The 21,711-nt window shown below is 61.4% G+C and carries 21 protein-coding genes; 13 read left to right on the forward strand and 8 right to left on the reverse strand.

What is annotated here, in order from left to right; genetic code table 11:
- Positions 1 to 2: 2 nt before the first annotated feature.
- Positions 3 to 1,160 (reverse strand): efflux RND transporter periplasmic adaptor subunit EmhA, encoded by a 1,158-nt coding sequence (gene emhA, locus AC07YV_RS20995; protein WP_102701035.1) that lies wholly within the window; start codon positions 1,158 to 1,160, stop codon positions 3 to 5.
- Between the two features lie 277 nt (positions 1,161 to 1,437).
- On the opposite strand from emhA, the gene emhR reads away from it, so the two are divergent.
- Positions 1,438 to 2,070 carry an efflux system transcriptional repressor EmhR gene (emhR, locus tag AC07YV_RS21000; protein ID WP_015093857.1) on the forward strand — a complete coding sequence of 211 codons (633 nt, stop codon included), beginning with the start codon at positions 1,438 to 1,440 and terminating at the stop codon, positions 2,068 to 2,070.
- A 186-nt stretch (positions 2,071 to 2,256) separates the two neighbouring features.
- On the opposite strand, the gene AC07YV_RS21005 is transcribed toward emhR, so the two are convergent.
- From AC07YV_RS21005 to AC07YV_RS21020, 4 genes are all read right to left on the reverse strand, one after another.
- Entirely contained in the window at positions 2,257 to 2,967 is a 711-nt protein-coding gene (locus AC07YV_RS21005) for a hypothetical protein (protein ID WP_102701036.1), read from the reverse strand.
- 192 nt (positions 2,968 to 3,159) lie between these two features.
- On the reverse strand, positions 3,160 to 4,209 hold the full coding sequence (locus AC07YV_RS21010) for an alkene reductase (protein WP_102701037.1): 1,050 nt from the start codon (positions 4,207 to 4,209) through the stop codon (positions 3,160 to 3,162).
- A gap of 30 nt (positions 4,210 to 4,239) precedes the next feature.
- Positions 4,240 to 5,406, reverse strand: coding sequence for an MFS transporter (locus AC07YV_RS21015; RefSeq protein ID WP_102701038.1), 1,167 nt, complete (start codon positions 5,404 to 5,406; stop codon positions 4,240 to 4,242).
- A 34-nt stretch (positions 5,407 to 5,440) separates the two neighbouring features.
- A complete protein-coding gene (locus tag AC07YV_RS21020) occupies positions 5,441 to 5,743 on the reverse strand; it encodes an ArsR/SmtB family transcription factor (protein WP_007983055.1) in 303 nt (100 codons plus the stop codon).
- Between the two features lie 170 nt (positions 5,744 to 5,913).
- Between AC07YV_RS21020 and AC07YV_RS21025 the strand changes: the two genes are divergently transcribed.
- Complete coding sequence (locus tag AC07YV_RS21025; protein WP_102701039.1) at positions 5,914 to 6,492, forward strand: acyl carrier protein phosphodiesterase; 579 nt, start codon at positions 5,914 to 5,916, stop codon at positions 6,490 to 6,492.
- 108 nt (positions 6,493 to 6,600) lie between these two features.
- Here the strand turns inward: AC07YV_RS21025 and AC07YV_RS21030 are convergent, their stop codons facing one another.
- Positions 6,601 to 7,392, reverse strand: a complete 792-nt coding sequence (locus AC07YV_RS21030; RefSeq protein ID WP_102701040.1) for a lysophospholipid acyltransferase family protein — start codon at positions 7,390 to 7,392, stop codon at positions 6,601 to 6,603.
- A complete protein-coding gene (gene olsB / locus AC07YV_RS21035) occupies positions 7,392 to 8,147 on the reverse strand; it encodes an L-ornithine N(alpha)-acyltransferase (protein ID WP_102701041.1) in 756 nt (251 codons plus the stop codon). Before olsB ends, AC07YV_RS21030 begins: the two co-directional genes overlap by 1 nt.
- 155 nt (positions 8,148 to 8,302) lie before the next feature.
- Here olsB and AC07YV_RS21040 point away from each other — a divergent pair, with 155 nt between their 5' ends.
- From AC07YV_RS21040 to AC07YV_RS21080, 9 genes are all read left to right on the forward strand, one after another.
- A complete protein-coding gene (locus AC07YV_RS21040; protein WP_102701042.1) occupies positions 8,303 to 9,181 on the forward strand; it encodes an acyl-CoA dehydrogenase family protein in 879 nt (292 codons plus the stop codon).
- 145 nt (positions 9,182 to 9,326) lie between these two features.
- Positions 9,327 to 10,421 carry a serine hydrolase domain-containing protein gene (locus tag AC07YV_RS21045; RefSeq protein WP_102701043.1) on the forward strand — a complete coding sequence of 365 codons (1,095 nt, stop codon included), beginning with the start codon at positions 9,327 to 9,329 and terminating at the stop codon, positions 10,419 to 10,421.
- On the forward strand, positions 10,418 to 10,741 hold the full coding sequence (locus AC07YV_RS21050; protein WP_007996069.1) for a hypothetical protein: 324 nt from the start codon (positions 10,418 to 10,420) through the stop codon (positions 10,739 to 10,741). Before AC07YV_RS21045 ends, AC07YV_RS21050 begins: the two co-directional genes overlap by 4 nt.
- Before the next feature lie 153 nt (positions 10,742 to 10,894).
- Positions 10,895 to 12,070 (forward strand): M20 aminoacylase family protein, encoded by a 1,176-nt coding sequence (locus AC07YV_RS21055; protein ID WP_102701044.1) that lies wholly within the window; start codon positions 10,895 to 10,897, stop codon positions 12,068 to 12,070.
- Between the two features lie 82 nt (positions 12,071 to 12,152).
- Complete coding sequence (locus AC07YV_RS21060) at positions 12,153 to 13,463, forward strand: citrate-proton symporter (RefSeq protein ID WP_102701045.1); 1,311 nt, start codon at positions 12,153 to 12,155, stop codon at positions 13,461 to 13,463.
- Entirely contained in the window at positions 13,460 to 14,908 is a 1,449-nt protein-coding gene (locus tag AC07YV_RS21065) for an amidase (protein WP_494990347.1), read from the forward strand. Before AC07YV_RS21060 ends, AC07YV_RS21065 begins: the two co-directional genes overlap by 4 nt.
- 69 nt (positions 14,909 to 14,977) lie before the next feature.
- Positions 14,978 to 15,748, forward strand: coding sequence for an IclR family transcriptional regulator (locus AC07YV_RS21070; protein ID WP_008000154.1), 771 nt, complete (start codon positions 14,978 to 14,980; stop codon positions 15,746 to 15,748).
- Between the two features lie 103 nt (positions 15,749 to 15,851).
- A complete protein-coding gene (locus AC07YV_RS21075) occupies positions 15,852 to 16,442 on the forward strand; it encodes a YceI family protein (protein WP_102701047.1) in 591 nt (196 codons plus the stop codon).
- Between the two features lies 1 nt (position 16,443).
- Positions 16,444 to 17,601: a phospholipase D-like domain-containing protein gene (locus AC07YV_RS21080; protein WP_102701048.1), complete on the forward strand. Its 1,158-nt coding sequence runs from the start codon at positions 16,444 to 16,446 to the stop codon at positions 17,599 to 17,601.
- A gap of 141 nt (positions 17,602 to 17,742) precedes the next feature.
- Here AC07YV_RS21080 and bglX read toward each other — a convergent pair whose 3' ends face one another.
- The gene (gene bglX, locus AC07YV_RS21085; RefSeq protein ID WP_102701049.1) at positions 17,743 to 20,034 is read right to left on the reverse strand and encodes a beta-glucosidase BglX; all 2,292 of its coding nucleotides are present in this window, start codon (positions 20,032 to 20,034) and stop codon (positions 17,743 to 17,745) included.
- Between the two features lie 262 nt (positions 20,035 to 20,296).
- On the opposite strand from bglX, the gene AC07YV_RS21090 reads away from it, so the two are divergent.
- Positions 20,297 to 20,902: a LemA family protein gene (locus AC07YV_RS21090; RefSeq protein ID WP_007976733.1), complete on the forward strand. Its 606-nt coding sequence runs from the start codon at positions 20,297 to 20,299 to the stop codon at positions 20,900 to 20,902.
- Between the two features lie 128 nt (positions 20,903 to 21,030).
- Positions 21,031 to 21,711, forward strand: a 681-nt coding sequence (locus tag AC07YV_RS21095) for a TPM domain-containing protein (protein WP_102701050.1), incomplete at its 3' end; no start/stop codon positions are given.

Consider the following 21,711-nt stretch of genomic DNA (forward strand, 5'->3'; position numbering starts at 1 on the left):
GTTTACTCCCCTTTTCCGCCAGAGGCTTTATCAGCTGTCTGAGCGGGGGCCGGGTTCTTTACGGCTACGTTGGTCGCTTCACTGGCCTTGACTTCGATGCCGGGTTTGACGAATTGCAGACCTTCGGTGATCAGGCGATCGCCGGCCTTCAGGCCGTCTTCGATCAGCCACTGGTTGCCGACGGTGCGGTTGGCCTTGAGTTGACGCAGTTCGACCTTGTTGTCCGGGCCGACAACCAGCGCGGTCGGGGTGCCCTTGAGGTCGCGGGTCACGCCTTGCTGCGGGGCCAGGATCGCCGCGCTGTTCACACCGGCCAGCAACTTGGCGTGCACGAACATGCCAGGCAGAAGGGTGTGGTCAGGGTTCGGGAAAATGGCGCGCAGGGTGACGGAACCGGTGGTCTGGTCAACCGAGATTTCGGAGAATTCCAGTTTGCCGTCCAGCTTGTAATCGCTGCCGTCTTCCAGGGTCAGCTTGACCGAGGCCGCGTTGTCGCCGGCTTTTTGCAGGCGACCGCTTTCCAGCTCGCGGCGCAGTTGCAGCAGCTCGACCGAGGACTGCGTCACGTCGACGTAGATCGGGTCGATTTGCTGAATCACCGCCATCGCATCGACCTGGGCATTGCTGACCAGCGCGCCTTCGGTCACCGAGGAGCGGCCGATGCGGCCGGTCAGCGGGGCATAGACCTTGGTGTAGCGCACGTTGATCTGTGCGGTTTGCAGTGCGGCTTCCGATTGCAGGCGGTTGGCCACGGCGGTGTCGTATTCCTGCCGGCTTACAGCCTGCTCGTCGACCAGTTGCTTGTAGCGGTCGGAAATCGACTTGGTCGAGCGCAGGTTGGCTTCGGCGCTTTTCAATGTCGCTTCATAGACCGATGGATCGATCTGATAGAGCTGCTGGCCGGCCTTGACGTCGCTGCCTTCCTTGAACAGGCGCTTGAGAATGATGCCGTTGACCTGAGGACGGACTTCGGCAATGCGGAACGCACTGGTACGGCCGGGCAGATCGGAGGTCAGGGTGAACGCTTGCGGTTGCAGAGTCACGACGCCGACCTGAGGCGGTGGGGCGGCCGGTGCTGCCTCTTCCTTTTTGCATCCGCTGAGCAGCGATGCCAGGGCGACGGCGGCGACCAGAGCGGTAACAGCTGGCTTGAATTGCATGAAAATCCTCGGGTCAGGCGCGCAACGTGCGCACTAGAAAGGTGGAAGGTTGAAATATGGTTGCCGAGTGGATAAGTAGCTTGCTAAGTAATATACTTACGTACATGGCTGTTTGTAAATACCCAGGCTGCGTATCAGCGCCGTTACAAAAGCCATTACACAAGCCGTTGAAAGGCTGGAATTGTAGGCCGGGGACGAACCCCCAGAACGTTCGCCCCACTTTTATTCAGCTGATATTCAGACATCGCTGAAGCACCCTGATTGAGGTTGTACTGCCATGGTCCGTCGTACCAAAGAGGAAGCTCAGGAAACCCGCGCGCAAATTCTCGTGGCGGCCGAAAAGGCCTTTTACGAGCGAGGCGTGGCGCGTACGACCCTGGCGGATATCGCCACCCTGGCCGGCGTCACTCGTGGGGCCATTTACTGGCATTTCAGCAACAAGGCGGATCTGGTGCAGGCCATGCTCGACACCTTGCATGAGCCACTGGAAGAAATGGCCAAGGCCAGCGAGAGTGAAGACGAACTCGATCCCCTGGGCTGCATGCGCAAGTTGTTGATTCATTTGTTTCATCAAATTGCGCTGGACCCGAAAACCCGACGCATCAATGAGATTCTTTTTCATAAGTGCGAATTCACCGATGAAATGTGCGACCTGCGCCAACAGCGTGTGTCAGCCAGCCTCGAATGCAACGTGCGAATCGGTCTGGCCCTGAGCAATGCCGTGAATCGAGGGCAGTTGCCGGAAAACCTCGACACCGCTCGCGCCGCGATCAGCTTGCATGCATACATTGACGGCATCCTGTACCAGTGGTTGCTGGCCCCCGACAGTTTTGAATTGCACACCGAAGCCGAACGATGGGTCGATACCGGGCTGGACATGCTGCGCTTGAGCCCCAGCCTGCGCAAATGAAAGAAAATGCACCTTTACGATCAGTTCCTGGTTCACCACGCTGATTGGCGTGTGATTGAGTCAGGGCGCATTTATATACGGTCACTTTCCACGTGGACAGCTCGATAGCTGCCTATTTTGTAGGAAAATTGTTTTGCGTCTGAAAAGCGCCTCGTTGCAAGGCGCTCGTTGAATGATGCTGTCAACTCACCCCAGAGTGATGGCGACAGCGTAGCTGTAAGGGCGCTCCGCCAGTTTCCGAGAAATCTGCGAGCTGCATTCCAGCGACTCGGCTCCGACAGAACGGATCGTATGTTCTCTGTAAGGTATGGTCGGCGGCGAGAAGGAGAAAAACTCGTATTGCTTCTTTAATCTGATAGAAGTCGAAAACTCAAAAGCGTGTGAAGCGCTTTTGAAAGAGAAGTTTTGATTGATGCTAGTGGGGTATTTGCTCGGTTTGTCCCTTTTCACTACTGGCGTTTGATGGCGCAATGTAAAACACAGGTGTTGGAGAGGTTCGATATCGAAGTCGGAAACAGGGTGTCCGCTGTAATCCCAACTGGCGTTATGTAGCGAAAAGACTTCATTCGTACTGTTGAAAATAGTAATCAAAATACTGGTCGGTGAAGCGGTGCGTGCAATGCTGTTCCATTCATGTTGCTCCTCTTCGTTCGCCTCCCTCAGATAATTGAGATAAGTGGCTTCTATCTGCGATTGTTCTGCCATCTTCATGATTTCTTCGGCAGAAAGGCCCGCCAGTGTTACTTGCAGCGTAGCAGCAAGTATCGGGTTGAGCTGCGCCAATAACCAGAATGGAGTCGAATTCAGCGAAACGAAGTCAGCCTCCGTAATGATGTCGTACGCTTCAAAATCTTCATAATTTTCAATATCGATTTCAGTGTTCATGTTTTCTTCCATGAGATAACTTCCTTGGTTGTTTGAGGGCTACGACAGCGGTTTAACACTTTTTAATTTGATTAGGGTTCAAGTGTGTGTGGCTTTATTACGTATCGGCTTCTTGACTCAGTAAATGGCTGAACTGTTAAACGTTCGGAAATAAAAAGCCCCAACTCTTTCGAGTCGGGGCTTTTGCGTTTCAATGGCTGAAGCTTACAGCGTCGGGTAGTCGATGTAGCCGACCGGGCCCTTGGCGTAGAACAGTTCCGGGCGCGCTTCGTTCAGCGGCGCATCGGCCTTCAAACGTGCCGGCAGGTCAGGGTTGGCGATGAAGGGGACGCCGAAGGCGACCGCATCGGCCTTGCCGCTGGTGAGCAACGCGTTGGCGCTGTCCTTGGTGAAACGCTCGTTGGCAATGTAGGGGCCGCCGAAGGCTTCCTTGAGCTGTGGGCCGAGGCTATCGGCACCTTCTTTCTCGCGCGAGCAGATGAAGGCGATGCCACGCTTGCCCAGTTCGCGAGCGACGTAGGTGAAGGTTTCGGCCAGGTTGTCGTCGCCCATGTCATGCAGGTCGGCGCGTGGCGACAGGTGCACACCTACACGGCCGGCACCCCAGACTTCGATGGCGGCGTCAGTCACTTCCAGCAGCAGGCGGGCACGGTTTTCCAGGGAACCGCCATAGTTGTCGGTGCGCTGGTTGGTGCTGCTTTGCAGGAACTGGTCGAGCAGGTAGCCGTTGGCGGCGTGGATTTCCACACCGTCGAAGCCGGCGGCCTTGGCGTTCTCGGCACCGACGCGGTAAGCGTCGACGATGTCGGCGATTTCAGCGGTTTCCAGGGCGCGCGGAACAGGGAAGTCGGCCAGCGGACGAACCAGGCTGACGTGGCCCTTGGGCTGGATGGCACTCGGGGCGACCGGGGCTTCATCGTTCAGGTACAAGCCGTGGGAAATGCGACCCACGTGCCACAACTGCAGGAAGATCTTGCCGCCCGCGCCATGGATGGCCTTGGTCACGTTGGACCAGCCACGTACCTGATCGTTGGACCAGATGCCCGGGGTGTCCGGGTAGCCGACGCCCATCGGTGTCACCGAAGTGGCCTCGCTGAGGATCAGCCCGGCGGACGCACGCTGCACGTAGTACTCGGCCATCAGCGCGTTGGGTACGCGGCCTTCGTCGGCGCGGCAGCGGGTCAGGGGCGCCATGATGATGCGGTTGGCCAACTCGAGGTCGCCCAGTTTGATTGGATCGAAAATAGTCGTCATGAAATACAACCCTCGTGAGGTTTCAGGTGATTAGTGGGTAGCAGGAGCCAGATCGGGGTTGCCGCTCTGGCGGAAAGTAATCAGGGTCACCAGCAGGGCGAGTACCGCCAGTACGGCTGCCGCGAGCGGCACGCTGGTCAGGCCGAAGCCGTGGGCGATCACACTGCCGCCGACCCAGGCACCCAGGGCGTTGCCGATGTTGAAAGCGCCGATGTTCAGGGTCGACACCAGGTTCGGTGCGGCTTTGCCGAACGTCACCACGTTCACTTGCAGCGCCGGTACGGCGGCGAAGCACGCAGTGGCCCAGAGGAACAGGGTGATTTCGGTCGGGATCAAGGCGACGCTGGTCCAGGTCAGCACGGTGGACACCACGGCCATGGTCGCGAACACACCGATCAGGGTCGCGGCCATGCCTTTATCGGCCAGCTTGCCGCCGATGATGTTGCCGACCGTCAGGCCCAGGCCGATGAGCATCAGGGTCCAGGTCACGCCACGGGGCGAGACGCCAGTGACTTCGCCCAGCAGCGGCGCGACGTAGGTGAACAGGGTGAACACCGAGGCGGCGAACAGTGCCGTCATGCTCAGGGACAGCCAGATGCCAGCGCCCTTGAGTGCGGCCAGTTCGGCGCGCATGTCGAGTTTTTCTTCATCGCGCTTGGCCGGCAGGAAGCGGATCAGACCGATCAGCGCAATCACACCGATCACGGTCACGGCCCAGAAGGTCGAACGCCAGCCGGCTTCCTGACCTAGGGCGGTGCCCAGCGGTACGCCGAGGACGTTGGCCAGGGTCAGGCCGGTGAACATCAGGGCCACGGCCGAGGCACGTTTGTTCGCAGGCACCAGGCCGGCAGCCACCACCGAACCGATGCCGAAGAAGGCACCGTGGCACAGGGCGGTAACCACACGGGCAAACATCAGCACGTTGTAGTCGCCGGCCACTGCGCAGAGCAGGTTGCCGATAATGAAGATGCCCATCAACGCCACCAGGGCGGCCTTGCGCGGCAGCCTGGCGGTGGCCAGCGCCATGAACGGCGCGCCGATGGCCACGCCCAGGGCGTAACCGGTCACCAGCCAGCCGGCACCGGGAATCGATACACCGAGGTCGGCCGCCACGTTGGGCAGCAGGCCCATGATGACGAACTCGGTAGTGCCGATGGCGAAGGCACTCAAGGCCAGGATGAGTAGCGAGAGGGGCATGTCTGATTCCTTTTCGGCTGACTGACTTTAAGGGTCAGAGCTCTTTACTGAAGGTTTTGAGGAACTCCTGAATGGTTTCCTCATTGCGTTTGAAAAAATGCCACTGGCCGACTTTGCGGCTGCTGATCAGGCCGGCGCGTTGCAGGGTCGCCAGGTGTGCCGACACCGTGGACTGCGACAGGCCGCAACGTTGATCGATCTGCCCGGCGCAAACGCCGTGCTCGTTGCTGTGGGACTGGTCGGGAAATTCGACGGTCGGGTCCTTGAGCCAGTGCAGGATTTCTCGCCGTACTGGGTGTGCCAGGGCTTTTATTATTTCGTCGAGGTTGATGGTCATGATGTGGGCTCGTGATGTTTAAAACGCTATATCGCGATGAAGCGAACTTTAAATCGGTATTTCGCGATATACAAATATGATTTGGCTCTGATCAGCTCACATTTCGGTATATCGAGTTATAACGATACGTTGAGTGTAACAAGACAAGGGGGCAGTGCTAAGCTGCGCCCATGAACTATCTCGCACATCTTCACCTCGGTGGCCAGCGCCCCGGCCAATTGCTCGGCAGCCTGTATGGCGATTTCGTCAAGGGACGCCTGCAAGGGCAGTTCGCTCCGGACATCGAAGGGGCTATCCAGTTGCACCGCAGCATCGACGTGTTCACCGATCGCCATCCTCTTGTGGATGTCGCGTTGTCGCGTTTCTCCCTGACCCGTCGTCGCTATGCGGGGATCGTGCTCGACGTGTTTTTTGACCATTGCCTGGCGAGGGACTGGAGGCTGTATGCCGACCGGCCGCTGGAGCTGTTCACTTCGGACGTGTACCGCGTGCTGTCCAGCGAGCGGCAACTGCCGGAGCGGCTGGCGAAGATTGCGCCGCACATGGTGGCCAATGACTGGTTGGGCTCGTATCAGGAATTCGAAGTGCTGGAGCAGGTGTTGCGCGGGATCTCGCGGCGCCTGACCCGGCCGGAGGAACTGGCGGCGGCGATGCAGGAGTTGCGGCAGTTGTATGAACCGTTGAGCGAGGACTTTCGGTTGTTCTATCCGCAGTTGCAGGATTTTGCGCGGAACTATCCAACAACATAAAACCAGTGTGGGAGCGAGCTTGCTCGCGATTGCGGTGGGTCAGTCAACATCATCGTTGAATGATTATCCGCTATCGCGAGCAAGCTCGCTCCCACAAGGGGGATGTGTTTACGCCGCAATGGCAGGGCGCATCGGTGCTCGCTGAGGTTCAACGACAGTCCCGAACAACGCCTTCTGCACCGCCTGCTGTGCCTCGAACGCCAGCGCTGCACGTTCCCGACCTTCGCAAGCAATTGGCTTGAGCAGATGAATCTCTACACCACCGCGGTCATTGGCGAACAGGCGCATCAGGTGCGACAGCAGATCATCGTCGCCAATGAACGGCGCCAGCGCGCAAGGCTCGCCGTCACGCACATAACGGATCGCCACTGGCTGCAGCGCCACTTCGGAGTCGACGGCGGCGGACAGCAGGCGACCATGGAAGGTGCGCAGCGAACGGCCATCGGTGGTGGTGCCTTCCGGGAACATCAGCAGTGGGTAGGCCTGTTCCAGATGGCGGGTCATCTGCTTGCGGATCAACTGGCTGTCACCCGAGCCACGACGGATGAACAGGCTGCCGGCCTTGGCCGCCAACCAACCGGCCACCGGCCAGGTGCGCACTTCGGCCTTGGACAGGAACGACAGCGGCGTGAGCATGCCCAGCAGCGGAATGTCGGTCCAGGACACATGGTTGCTGACCCAGAGCATCGGTGTCTTCGGCAGCACGCCGTGGACGGTCACGTCAAAGGGCAGGGCGTTGCCCAGGCGGGCCATGAAAAATCGCGACCAGCGCTGACGACGCGTCATCGAATGGGCCAGGCCCAGGCGTTCGAACACGCCGAACACACTGGCCATGCCCAGGCCCAGCGTCACCACCATCAGCACTCGCGCGATTCGCGCGTACACCCGCAACCGGCTCATTACACAGCCGCCTTGAAGTGTTTGGCGTAGCGCGGGCAGAGTTCGTCGCGCTTGAGCAGGATGAACACGTCGGCGACCTGGAAGTCTTCGTCCCAGCACGGCTCGCCGCAGATCTTCGCGCCCAGGCGCATGTAGGCCTTGAGCAGCGGTGGCATTTCGGCGATTACGTTGGACGGGATGTCCAGGATTGGCAGCGGGTTTTTCGGCTCTGCGCGCAGGTGTTCGGTGCACAGGTAGCGTTCGCGCAGACGCTGCATGATCGCATGGGCCTGCACGCCGCCATCCTGCATCGGAATGCTCGCGCAGCCCATCAGGTAGCTGTAGCCGCCCTGGTTCAGGACTTCGGCCAGTTCGCCCCAGAGCACGGCGATGGTGCCGCCGTTGCGGTAGGCCGGGTCGACGCAGGTGCGACCGATTTCCAGGATCGGGCCTTGCAGGTGCACCAGGCCGTGGAGGCTGAATTCTTCTTCGCTGTAGAATTTGCCCAGGCTGCTGGCAGCCGTGTGGTCGAGCAAACGGGTGGTCGCCACCAGGCGCCCGGTGTTCAAGTCACGCACGCCGATGTGGGCGCAGTGGACGTCGTAGTCATCCATGTCCAGACCCAGTTCAGCGCCCTTGAGCTTGGCGTTGAATTCGCCGCTGAACACGTTGAAACGCAAGGCCTGGGCTTCCTGCAGCGCCTCGGCGCCCACCAGGCGTTCGGCTTGCAGGCGGCGTTCGTTGGCGGTGTCGCTGATGCGGGCGATCTGAGTCATGGCGAATCTCCGTGCGGGCTGCTCACCCGTCTTTGGGCTACAGCGAATCGACTTTCTTTGTCTAGCCGTGTTGTGCAAAGTCAGGCTATGTAGCCCCGGTGTCATCGCCATTAAGCTTTGGTGATGCTTATATGACAGCCCACGAGGAGCCTCTTATGCCCTGGCAAACCCTGTTGAACCGCCGTGATCGCTTGCCCGCCAACCCGGACCTGGCCGAAGGTTTTGCGACTTTGTTGCAGCAGTTGGGCACGGTCACGCCGTTTGAATTGGCCGTGCTGGGCGGGCGGCTGATGGCGACGCCGGGGCTGGCGTTTCTGGTGGGATATCAAGCGGCATTGCGCATGCTCTGGCCGAGCGCGCCACTGAGCCTCGGCGCGCTGTGCGCCACCGAACAGCGCAGCTTGCGCCCGGCCGACATGCAAACCCGCCTGAGCGGTTTGCGTCTGAGCGGACGCAAGGATTTCGTCACCGCCGGCAATGCCGCCGACTGGCTGCTGGTGGCGGCACGCAGCGAGGAGCCCGGCACTGACCCGCGCTTGAGCCTGGCGGTGATCTATCGCGATGAGCCGGGCGTGCGGGTGGAAAAACTGGCGCCGATCCCGTTGATGCCGGACATCAGCCACGGCCGGTTGTTTCTGGATAATGCCTTGTGCGAATTGCTCGCCGGGGACGGCTGGGATGCGTACGTCAAACCGTTCCGCACGCTGGAAGACATCTATGTACTGAGCGCCATGACGGCGTGGCTGCATGGGGTCGGTCAGGACTGTGCCTGGCCGCAATCCTTGCAGTTGCGTCTGCTGGGGCTGTTGGCAGGGTGCGCGGAAACCAGCCGCCAGCCACCGACCAGTCTGGCCGGGCATGTGGTGCTTGGCGGGTTGTTCGCGCAGTTTGACGCGCTCAAGACGGAGGTGAATGAGGCATTGGCCGGTGGGCCGCCGGAGTGGGCGGCGATGTGGCAGCGCGATCAAGCGGTGATGGATCTGGCCGCGGGGGCGAGGGGGAAGAGGTTGGCCAAGGCACTGGCAGGCCTTTGACGATCCATGTAGGAGCTGCCGAAGGCTGCGATCTTTTTTTATAAGCAAGATCAAAAGATCGCAGCCTTCGCAGCTCCTACAAGGGTCGCGTGAGTGTCATTTAGTTGGGCTAGGCTGACCCGGTTATTCCCTGTGAGCCCCCGCCATGCCCAAAGGCTTGTCCCTGATTTTTCTGCTGTTGCTCAGCGTCACGGCCCAGGCCGAGTACTGGCCCGCCGAGCAATGGCCGACCGCCCCGACGCCGGCCGGCCCGGCGCTTCAAGCGTTGGAGGCCTACACCTTCCCGTCCCGCGATGACAGCACTCGCCAGGGCATTCGCACCGATGCCTTGCTGGTGATCCGCGACGGCCAGTTGCTCTACGAACGCTATGCCGGCCCGACGACGGCCGAGACGCCGCACCTGACCTGGTCGATCAGCAAGAGCCTGATGGCCGCCGTCCTCGGCGTGGCCTATGGCGAAGGCTTGTTCAAACTCGGTGACCCGGTGGCGAAGTTTTATCCGCCCCTGCAAAAGCATCCCGACATGACCATGGCCGACCTGCTGCACTGGGCCTCAGGCCTGGACTGGCAAGAAGATTACGAGTACGCCCCGCTGAAATCTTCGGTGGTGGCCATGCTCTACACCCGCGGGCACCACGACATGGCCGCGTTCACTGCGGCCCATGCTGCGTACGCCGCGCCGGGGCAGGCGTTTCGCTACTCCAGCGGCGACAGCAACCTGTTGTCCGCCGCGCTGAAAACCATCGTCGGCCCCGACCGCTATCCCGACTATCCATGGACTGCTGTGTTCGAACCGCTGGGCATTCGCCACGCCGTGTGGGAAACCGATGCCGCCGGCACGTTCGTCGCGTCGTCCTATGCCTACCTGACGGCACGGGATCTGGCCCGGGTCGGACTGTTGATGGCCCGCGAGGGGCGCTGGGGAGACAGGCAGCTGCTGCCCAAGGACTGGGTGGCGTTCAACCGCGAGCCGTTCGCTCACTATCATGCCCACGAAGACGATGCCGTTCCCGGCGGCCAGTGGTGGCTCAATCGAGCGGTTGAGGGCGCGGCACAACCCTGGCCCGATGCCCCCGCCGATACCTTTGCTGCACTGGGGCATTGGGGGCAGGCGATGTATGTGATCCCCAGTGAACAGCTGGTGATCGTCCGCTACGGCGATGACCGCGACGGCAGTTACCGGCACAACGAATTGCTCAGGCTCTCGCTCAAGGCCTTTGCCGGGAGGGTGCAGCCATGAGCGGTTTCATTCGCCGTCGACCGGTCAGTTCGCTATTGCTGATTGCGCTGATCGCCTTGCTCGGCTGGATCTGGCACGAGCGTGAGGCGCTGTGGGCGTTCCCCGACATCATCAGCGCCTACACCGCCAAGGAATACTGCTCGTGCCGCTACGTGATGGGTAACGATACCCAGTACTGCCACGGCTATGTAAAGCAATGGCTGCCCACCAGTGGCTTTGTCGATGACCCGAGCGCCAAGCGCGTAACGGTCAGCGGCATGGGCCGCAGTAACAGCGCCGTGTGGATCGGCGAGCGTCAGGGCTGTCGCTTGCAGCCCTGATATCCCTTCAGGTTCCACTCTGTGGAACCACATTCGATTGTCCTGGCGCGCGACTCGCGGTTATCTGGCGGTGAGCGCGACCTGCCTTTGACGTGTCGCGAAATCACTGCGAACAACAAGAACGGGACTACACCCGGCCCGAGGACAATCGTCATGACCCGATATCAGCACATCCTTGCCTGGCTCAACGACGTGGCCAGCGACCTGCACGCCACCCGCCAGGACATCCACGCCCACCCGGAACTCGGCTTCGAGGAAAACCGCACCTCGGCGCTGGTGGCCAAATCCCTGGCGGATTGGGGCTACGAGGTGCACACCGGCATCGGCAAGACCGGTGTAGTCGGCGTGCTGCGTAATGGCAGTAGCCCGCGCAGACTCGGTTTGCGGGCGGACATGGATGCGCTGCCGATCATCGAGAACACCGGCGTAACCTACAGCAGCCAGCATCAGGGTTGCATGCACGCCTGTGGGCATGACGGCCACACCACGATGCTGCTGGGCGCGGCGCGCTACCTGGCGGCGACACGCCAGTTCGACGGCACCCTGACGTTGATTTTCCAGCCTGCCGAAGAAGGCCAGGGCGGTGCCGAAGCGATGCTTGCCGATGGCCTGCTCGAACGTTTCCCCTGCGATGCGCTGTTCGGCATGCACAACATGCCGGGGCTACCTGCCGGCCATTTGGGTTTTCGTGAGGGGCCGATGATGGCCTCGCAGGATTTGCTTGACGTGACCATCGAAGGTGTCGGCGGCCACGGTTCGATGCCGCATCTGGCGGTCGATCCGCTGGTGGCGGCGGCCAGCGTGGTCATGGCCCTGCAGACCGTGGTCGCGCGCAACATCGATGCGCAACAGGCGGCGGTGGTCACGGTGGGCGCGTTGCAGGCGGGGGAGGCGGCCAACGTCATTCCACAACAGGCAATCCTGCGCCTGAGCTTGCGGGCACTGAATGCCCAAGTGCGCGAGCAGACCCTCGAACGCGTGCGCGCAATCATCGAATCCCAGGCCCGGAGTTTCGGTTGCAGTTCGCGCATCGAACATCGTCCGGCCTACCCGGTGCTGGTCAACCATGCAGCCGAAACCGAATTCGCCAGGCAAGTCGGCGTTGATCTGGTCGGTGCCGATGCGGTCGATGGCAATACCCCCAAACTCATGGGCAGCGAAGACTTCGCCTGGATGCTGCAACGTTGCCCCGGCGCCTACCTGTTCATCGGCAATGGCGTGTCGCGGCCGATGGTCCACAACCCCGCGTATGACTTCAACGACGACATCCTGCTGACTGGTGCCGCGTACTGGGGCGCACTGACCGAGAGCTGGCTCAAACCGGCCTGATTTCCTCACTTTCTACTGCCGCCGGACCGGGTGCGCGCTGCCGTGCCCGCCGTTACCCAACAGGTTTTTGGAGAGTTCCCCCATGCAGACTTCGAGCACCGGCGTTTCGCGCACCCGGCAGGTGGTCGCCGCGGTTATCGGCAACGCGCTGGAATGGTATGACTTCATCGTTTACGGCTTTCTGGCCAGCATCATCGCCCGGCAGTTTTTCCCCTCTGACGACGAATACGCCTCCTTGCTGATGGCCCTGGCGACTTTCGGCGTCGGCTTCTTCATGCGTCCGGTGGGCGGCATCCTGCTGGGCATGTATTCGGACCGCAAAGGGCGCAAGGCGGCGATGCAGATGATCATTCGCCTGATGACTGTCTCCATCGCACTGATTGCGTTTGCACCGAACTACGCCGCTATCGGCATGGGTGCGCCACTGTTGATCGTGGTTGCGCGGATGCTGCAAGGCTTCGCCACAGGCGGCGAATACGCCAGCGCCACGGCGTTCCTGGTGGAAAGCGCACCGGCGCACCGCAAGGGCTTGTACGGCTCGTGGCAATTGGTCGGGCAATGCCTGGCGGTGTTCTCCGGGGCGGCGATGGTCGCATTGTTCACCCACCTGCTGTCCCCTGAGGCACTGGAGAGCTGGGGCTGGCGGATTCCGTTTGTGCTGGGTTTGCTGATCGGCCCGGTCGGGCTGTGGATTCGCAAGCACATGGAGGAACCGGAGGAGTTTCTCGAAGCACGCAAACAGGCCAAAGGCGCGAGCCCAAGCCTGATGCAAGTGCTCCGCGAACACAGGCGCAGCATTCTGGTGTCCATGGGCCTGGCCTGTGGCGCGACCGTGTCGTTCTACGTGGTGCTGGTGAACATGCCAACCTTTGCCCACAAGAATCTCGGCCTGCCGCTGGATCAGGTGTTGCTGGTGCAAATGCTCGCGGTGGCGCTGATGACCGTGATCATTCCGTTGTCTGGCGCACTGTCGGACCGACTCGGCCGGCGCCCGGTGTTGATGGCCTTCACCCTGGCGTTTTTCCTGATGGTTTATCCCTTGTACGTGTGGGTGGCGGCGGCGCCATCGGTGGAGCGTTTGCTGGTGATGCAACTGTTGCTGTGCAGTGCGATCGGCGGTTTCTTCGGCCCGGCTCCGACCGCGCTGGCCGAGCAGTTCCCCATCGAAGTGCGTTCCACCGGTGTGTCGGTGGCTTACAACGTCGCCGTCATGGTCTTCGGTGGGTTCGCGCCGCTGATCGTCACTTGGCTGAGCAAGGTCCTGGCGACTCCGGTGGCGCCATCGTTCTACGTGTTGTTCGCCTGCTTGCTGACGTTGCTCGGCACCTACTGCATGCAAGAAACGCCGCGGGCAAAAAGATCCGTTGAACTCAATCTTGGGGTGAAACCTTGAGCAGCAATCCGATTGTTGAAATGGACGCCGATGCGCTGTCCCGGGCCATTCATGGGCGGCAGGTGTCCTGTCGCGAGGTGATGCAGGCGTATCTGGCGCAGATCGAACGCTTCAATCCACAGGTCAATGCGCTGGTGTCCCTGCGCCCGGCCGAGGCATTGCTGGCAGAGGCCGACGAGTGTGATCGCCAACTCGACCGGGGCCAGTCCCGAGGCTGGATGCACGGCATGCCGCAGGCGGTCAAAGACCTGGCGGCCACCGCCGGTTTGCGCACCACGATGGGCTCACCGCTGTTCGCCGAGCAGGTTCCGCAACACGACGCCATCAGCGTGGCGCGGGTGCGCGCCTGCGGGGCGATCATCATCGGCAAGAGCAACGTCCCGGAATTCGGCCTCGGCTCGCAAACCTACAACAGCGTGTTCGGCACCACCACCAACGCCTACGATCCGACCTTGATTGCCGGTGGCAGCAGCGGCGGGGCGGCGGTGGCGCTGGCGTTGCGCATGCTGCCGGTGGCCGACGGCAGCGACATGATGGGTTCGCTGCGCAATCCGGCGGCGTTCAACAACGTCTATGGATTGCGTCCGTCCCAGGGGCGTGTGCCGTTCGGGCCCGGACCTGAGATGTTCGTCCAGCAACTGGCCACCGAAGGACCGATGGGCCGCACGGTCACCGATGTTGCCCGTTTGCTCGGCACCCAGGCCGGGTACGATCCGCGCGTGCCGTTGTCGCTGACTGAAGGTCCGGGGATATTTCACCAGTCGTTGCAGCAGGATTTCAGGGACGTGCGGCTGGGCTGGCTGGGGGACTACAACGGCTACCTGCCGATGGAGCCCGGCGTCATGAGCCTGTGTGAATCGGCGTTGCAGGACTTCGCCACTTTGGGTTGCAAGGTCGAGGCCTGCCAGCCGGATTTCTCAATGGAGCGCCTGTGGCAAACCTGGCTGGTGCATCGCCACTGGCTGGTGCAAGGCAGCCTCGGCGGGTTGTATGCCGATGCGCAAAAACGCGAACACCTCAAACCCGAAGCCCGATGGGAAGTCGAGGGCGGGTTGCGTCTGACGGCGGCGGATGTCTATCAGGCCTCGGTCAGTCGCAGCGAGTGGTATCGAGCGCTGAACGAATTGTTCGATCGTTACGACTTCCTGTTGTTGCCCACCGCCCAAGTGTTTCCTTTTGATGCACAAACCCCTTGGCCGCGCGTTGTTGGCGGGCACGCCATGGACACCTACCACCGCTGGATGGAAGTGGTGATCGGGCCGACCCTGGCCGGGTTGCCGAGCATGAGTGTACCGGTGGGATTCAACCCCGCCGGACTGCCGATGGGCCTGCAAATCATGGGGCGGGCCCAGGCTGACCTTGCGGTTTTACAACTGGCGTATGCCCATGAGCAGTTGACTCAATGGGTCAAGCGCTGCCCGCCCGGTTGTCTGCAAAATGCATGAGCCCAGCGGACAGGCCCGCATTTTGCTGCGCAAAGTGATCATCCATCTGCGCTTAGGGAGATCGAACCTATGGAGAGCAAGGCAGAAACCGGTAGCGTGCGTTCCGTCGAGCGCGCCCTGGCGATTGTCGAGTTGCTGGGTGAGCATCAGGCTTTGGGGCTGGAGGAGTTGCACTACCTGACGAGCCTGCCCAAGGCCACGGTGTCGCGCATGTTGCTGACCTTGCAGGAGCAGGGCTGGATCTATCGCGGCCTGAGCGACCGGCGTTATCGCTTGTGCGCCAAGCGCCTGTTTGGTGACAGTCAGCAGCGCTTCAAGCGGCGTCTGGTGGAAAACGCCGCGCCGCTGTTGCTGGCGTTGAGTGAGCGCACCGGGTTGGTGGCGGACCTGTCGTGCTTTGACGGCGAGCGGATCGAAGTCATGGAAAGCGCGATCCCCACGGTGCTGCGCAAGCGATACCCGAACAACTGCCAGATCGTCGGCCAGCACGCCAGCCTGTTCCATTCGGCCATGGGGCGGGCCTGCCTTGGCGAGCTGGACAGCCATGAAGTGGAGCGTCTGGCCAGCCGTGAGCGAATGACGGACGAGTCCCTGTTCAGCACAACTGAGCAGGCATTGCATCAAGGCTTCGGCCAGCGCACCGAGGGTTACTGGGAGTATCCGGTGCGCCTGCCGTTCCTGATTCGCGCGGTGGCCCTGCCGATCCGCACCGATGGCCGCCTGGTCGGCAGCATGGCGCTGCACTGGCCGATGGATCAGGCGCCGGTGGAGCGAGTACTCAACCTGCACCTCAACAGCCTGGCCACGACCATTGGCGATGTGCAGCAGGCGATGGCCTGATTTGGAACTTGTGGCGGTTTAGAGACTCAAGGCAACACATTTCTTGCAACCTGTGGCAGGCCGGTTAAGGTTCAGCACAGGTTTCTCTGCCTTACGAGTCTCTATGTTCAAGCGCTCCGCCCTCCGATCCCTCGTTTTTCTGCTGCTGACCGGTGCTGCATTGTCGGCCCGCGCCGACTGGTACCTCGATGGCGAATCTTCACGCCTGTCATTTGTCAGCACCAAAAACGCCAATGTTTCCGAAGTGCAGCGCTTTCTGGTGTTGCACGGCAAGGTCGATCCCCAGGGGCTGGCGCAGGTGGAAGTCGAACTGGAGTCGATCAACAGCGGCGTCCCGTTGCGCGATGAGCGCATGCGCAAGGAGCTGTTCCAGGTCGAGCGGTTCCCTGACGCCTTGATCACCACGAAAATCGATCTGCGCCCGATCAACGACCTCGCCCCCGGCGCACAGCTGGAATTGCGCCTGCCACTGACCGTCGACCTGCATGGCAAGCAACACGAATACAACGCACAGTTGCTGGCGACCCGTCTCGATGACCGGCGCTTCCAGGTGGTGACCCTCGAACCGCTGGTGATCAACGCCGAGGATTTCGATCTGGCACCTGGCCTGGAAACGTTGCGCAAAATGGCCGGCCTCTCGGCCATCAGTCTTTCGGTGCCGGTGGGTGCGGTGCTGATTTTCACGGCGCGTTGACATGGCCGGAGCGATTTTTCCCTGGCGTGAAGGCAACCACTTCGAACTGCTGATCGATGGCCCGCAGTTTTTTCCGCGCATGCTGGTGGCGATTGCCCGGGCGGAAGAACAGGTAGAGCTGGAGCTGTATCTGGTGGAGGCGGGTGCCTGTGCCGAAGCCATGGTCCAGGCCTTGGTGCAGGCCGCCGAGCGCGGTGTGCGGGTGCGCTGCCTGTTCGATGATTACGGCAGCCTCGCCTTCACCCTGGCCTTGCGCCAGCGGCTGATGGCCGCCGGGGTGGAGCTGCGTTTCTACAATCGCCTGAGCTGGCGGCGCTGGGTCGGCAACTTCTACCGCGATCACCGCAAGCTGCTACTGGTGGATCAGAGCCTGGCCGTGGTCGGCGGCACGGGCGTCACTGACGAGTTCTGGACGCCGGGCGAAGACGTCAGCGAATGGCACGAAGTGATGGTGGAAATCAACGGCCCACTGGTGCTCGATTGGCAGCTGCTGTTCGATCGTCAGTGGATCGCCAACCGCCATCGTCGCGCCTGGCGGCCGGCTTCGCATTTCGGCTTGCCGCGGCTACCCCGTGTACCGTCCAGTGGCGAGGGCATGGGCCGGGTGGCCTATGCCGACGCCCGTCAACACCGGGACATTCTGCAATCGCTGGTGCGCGCCCTGAACAGCGGTCAACGACGGATCTGGCTGGCCACGCCGTATTTTCTGCCGACCTGGAAGGTCCGCCGTTCCCTGCGCCGGGCGGCTGCCCGCGGCGTGGATGTGCGCTTGCTGCTCACCGGTCCGCGTACCGATCACCCCTCCGTGCGCTATGCCGGGCATCGCTACTACCCGCGACTGCTCAAGGCCGGCGTGAAGATTTACGAATACCAGCCGTGTTTCCTGCACCTGAAAATGGTCCTGATCGATGACTGGGTGAGCATCGGTTCGTGCAACTTCGATCACTGGAACCTGCGCTTCAACCTGGAAGCCAACCTGGAAGCACTGGACCCCGGATTGACCCGAGCGGTAGCGGCGAGTTTCGAACGGGACTTCGGGTTGAGCGAGCAAGTCAGCCTGGAAGAATGGAAGCGCCGACCACTGTGGAAACGGGTCAAGCAGCGGGTGTGGGGATGGGTGGATCGGGTGGTGGTGAATCTGCTGGATCGGCGCGGTTGATCCCAAACTTTCAAACACCCTGAAACCACTGTGGGAGCGAGCTTGCTCGCGATGGCGGCCTGACAGTCAACAATGATGTTGAATGTTATGGCCTCATCGCGAGCAAGCTCGCTCCCACAGGGTTATGCGGTGTTTGATTAATTACAACAACTCAAAACTCTGCTGCGTCACGTCCTCTGAATCCAGGCCGATCTGCACGTTGAACTTGCCCGGCTCCGCCGCGTACTTGAGTTGGGTGTTGTAGAACTTCAGGTCATCCTCGGTGATGGTGAAGTGCACGACCTTCTGCTCGCCGGCCTTGATCATCACCTTCTGGAAGTTCTTCAGTTCCTTGATCGGGCGGATCATCGAGCCTGCCACGTCCTGGATGTACAACTGCACCACGGTTTCGCCGTCGCGCTTGCCGGTGTTTTTCACCGTGACACTGGCGTCGAGCTTGCCGGTCTTGTTCAGCGTGGTCGACGACAGCGCCATGTCGCTCAGGCTGAACTCGGTGTAGCTCAGGCCATAGCCGAACGGGTACAGGGGACCTGTGGTGTCATCGAAGTACTGCGAGGTGTAGTTGCCCGGCTTGCCCGGGGTGAACGGCCGGCCAATGGTCAGGTGGTTGTAGTAGGTCGGAATCTGACCGACCGAACGCGGGATACTGATCGGCAGTTTGCCCGACGGGTTGTAGTCGCCGAACAGCACGTCGGCGATGGCGTTGCCGCCTTCGGTGCCGGTGAACCAGGTTTCGAGGATCGCGTCAGCCTGTTCTTTCTCCTCGAGGATCGTCAGCGGGCGGCCGTTCATCAACACCAGCACCAGCGGTTTACCGGTAGCTTTCAGGGCACGGATCAGCGCGCGCTGGTTTTCCGGGATGTTCAGGTCGGTGCGGCTCGACGATTCGTGGGACATGCCACGGGATTCGCCAACGGCGGCAACGACGACATCAGCCTCTTTGGCCGCTTTCACCGCTTCGTCGATCAGCACATTCGCCGGGCGCGGATCATCCACCACTTCCGGGGCGTCGAAGTTGAGGAAGTTCAGGTAACCGAGGATTTTCGGGTCGCTGGTGATGTTGGCGCCACGGGCATAGATCAGCGTCGATTTATCGCCCAGGGCGTTGGTCATGCCGTCGAACAGGGTGACGGACTGGGCTGGCCTGCCCGCGGCGGCCCAGCTGCCCATCATGTCGATGGGCGCCTTGGCCAGCGGACCGACCAGCGCGATTTTCGCGGTCTTCTTCAGCGGCAGGGTCTCGTTCCGGTTCTTCAACAGCACTTGGCTGCGGCGCGCCACATCACGGGCCTCGGCGCGGTGCAGGCGGCTGTCGGCGTAGGTGTCGACCGGATCGTCCTCGGCCTTGCCGATGCGCAGGTACGGGTCCTTGAACAGGCCCATGTCGTACTTGGCGTCGAGCACCGCACGCACGGCGTTGTCGATGTCGCTCTGCTGGATTTCGCCGGACTTCAGCAGCCCAGGCAGCTCTTTGCCGTACAGGGTGTCGTTCATGCTCATGTGGATGCCGGCCTTGATCGCCAGCTTCGCCGCTTCGCGACCGTCGGCGGCAACGCCGTGCTTGATCAGCTCGAAAATCGCCCCGTGGTCGCTGACGGCCAGGCCCTTGAAGCCCCACTCCTTGCGCAGCAGGTCGTTCATCAGCCAGGTGTTGGCGGTGGCCGGCACGCCGTTGACCGAGTTCAGCGCGACCATGACCCCGCCAGCGCCGGCATCGATGGCGGCGCGGTACGGTGGCAGGTAGTCCTGGTACATCTTGACCGGGCTCATGTCTACTATGTTGTAGTCGCGGCCACCCTCGACCGCACCGTACAGGGCGAAGTGCTTGACGCTGGCCATGATGCTGTCGGCCGCGTTCGCGCCAGTACCCTGGAACGCCTTGACCATCACGCCGGCAATGCGCGACACCAGGTAGGTGTCTTCGCCGAAGCCTTCGGAGGTACGGCCCCAGCGTGGGTCGCGGGAGATGTCGACCATCGGCGCGAAGGTGATGTCGAGGCTGTCAGCCGCGGCTTCCTTGGCGGCGATGCGCCCGGACAGGCCGATGGCATCCATGTCCCAGCTCGAGGCCAGGGCCAGCGGGATCGGGAAAATGGTGCGGTGGCCGTGGATCACGTCGTAGGCGAAGAACATCGGGATCTTCAGGCGGCTGCGCATGGCGGCGTCCTGCATCGGCCGGTTTTCCGGACGGGTGATCGAGTTGAACGTACCGCCGATGTTGCCTGCCGCGATTTCCTTGCGGATCATTTCGCGAGGCATTTCCGGGCCGATGCTGATCAGGCGCAACTGGCCGATTTTTTCATCGAGGGTCATTTGCTTCATCAGGTTGCTGACGAAGGCTTCCTTGTTCTCCAGGGGTGCGGGCGTCGTGGCGGCCAATACGTTATGACTGGCCAGGCTGACGAACAGGCCCAGCAAACACAGCTTCTTCATGAATAGTTTTCTCAAGGGCCCAAACGGCGATATGCACGCCGGCCAGCCAAAATTTAGGGAGCGTCTATTGTTGTTCGGGTGCCGGCTCAAAAAACCAGAGCCAAAAAACGACAGCCAGGTGGCGGATGCGTTTTTGCGCAGGGCCTCTTTTTAGCCCATCGGCCCGTTGCAATCCAGAGGCGCGGGCGATTATGCCCCAAGAGCCGGCCCAGAAGGTTTCACGGTCGGTTTTTTCATGAATGTACAAGGGAGCGACATCCTGATGAATGCAAGTCCAACCTACCGCTCGCGTTTGCAGGTCGTCACGCTGCTGATGCTGGCCACGTTGCTGACCGCCTGCGGCATCAACAACATCCCGACCCTCGACGAACAGGCCAAGGCCGCCTGGGGCCAGGTGCAGAACCAGTATCAGCGGCGCGCCGACCTGATTCCCAACCTGGTGGAAACGGTCAAGGGCTACGCAAAACATGAAGAAGAGACACTGACCGCGGTCATTGAGGCCCGGGCCAAGGCCACGTCGATCCAGGTGGATGCCTCGACCCTCGACAACCCGGAAAAACTCAAGCAGTACCAACAAGCCCAGGATCAGCTCAGCGGCGCCTTGAGCCGTTTGATGGTGGTCTCCGAGCGTTATCCGGACCTCAAGGCCAACCAGAACTTCCTCGCCCTGCAATCGCAACTCGAAGGCACCGAGAACCGCATCAGCGTGGCCCGGCGCGATTTCATCCTCGCAGTGCAGAAATACAACACCGAGATCCGCACCTTCCCCGGTCGCCTGTGGCACACGGTGATGTACAGCGACCTGCCGGTGCGTGAGACCTTCGAAGCCACGCCGGGCTCGGAAAAGGCCCCGGAAGTCAAATTCTGACGCAACCCTGTAGGAGCTGCCGAAGGCTGCGATCTTTTGCCGTTGATTTTTTTCGCGAGCGCCAAAGGTCAAAGATCGCAGCCTGCGGCAGCTCCTACAGACCAGGTTCGGGATGGAAGAGGTAGCCAATGCGCGTGTTGAAAGCGGGCCTGATGCTGTTGTTGTGGGTGGTGGCGATCACGGCCCGGGCCGAACTGAGTTTTCCGGCGCTGACCGGGCGCGTGGTCGACAACGCGCAGATGATCGAGCCTGTGGTGCGCGAGCAGCTCAACCAACAGCTTCAGGCCCATGAACAGGCCACCGGCGAGCAGCTTGTGGTCGTGACGTTGCCGGACTTGCAGGGCACCGACATCGCCGACTTCGGTTACCAGCTCGGCCGCCACTGGGGGATCGGGCAGAAAGACAAGAACAACGGCGCCCTGTTGATCATCGCCCGGAACGAGCGCCGGTTGCGTATCGAAGTCGGCTATGGCCTGGAGGATCGCCTGACCGATGCCCAGAGTTCAGTGATCATCAACCAGGTCATCACCCCGGCATTCAAGACCGGCAACTTCAGTAAAGGCATCAGTGACGGCGTGGCGGCGATGCTGGTGGTGCTGGGCGGCAACCCCTTGGACGAACCCTCCACGGCGTATGAATCCAGAGGCGATCCGGGGGACGATTTCGTCTCGCGGCATCCCGGGTTGCTGGTGTTTTTGGTGATGCTGTTCATCCTGACTGTTTTTGTGTGTCAGATGCTCGGTATCCTTCCCGCCGGCCGGGGTGGCTCCGGAGGATCCGGGGGCGGCTTTGGCGGTGGTGGATTTGGC

Source organism: Pseudomonas sp. GW456-E7 (assembly GCF_059424105.1).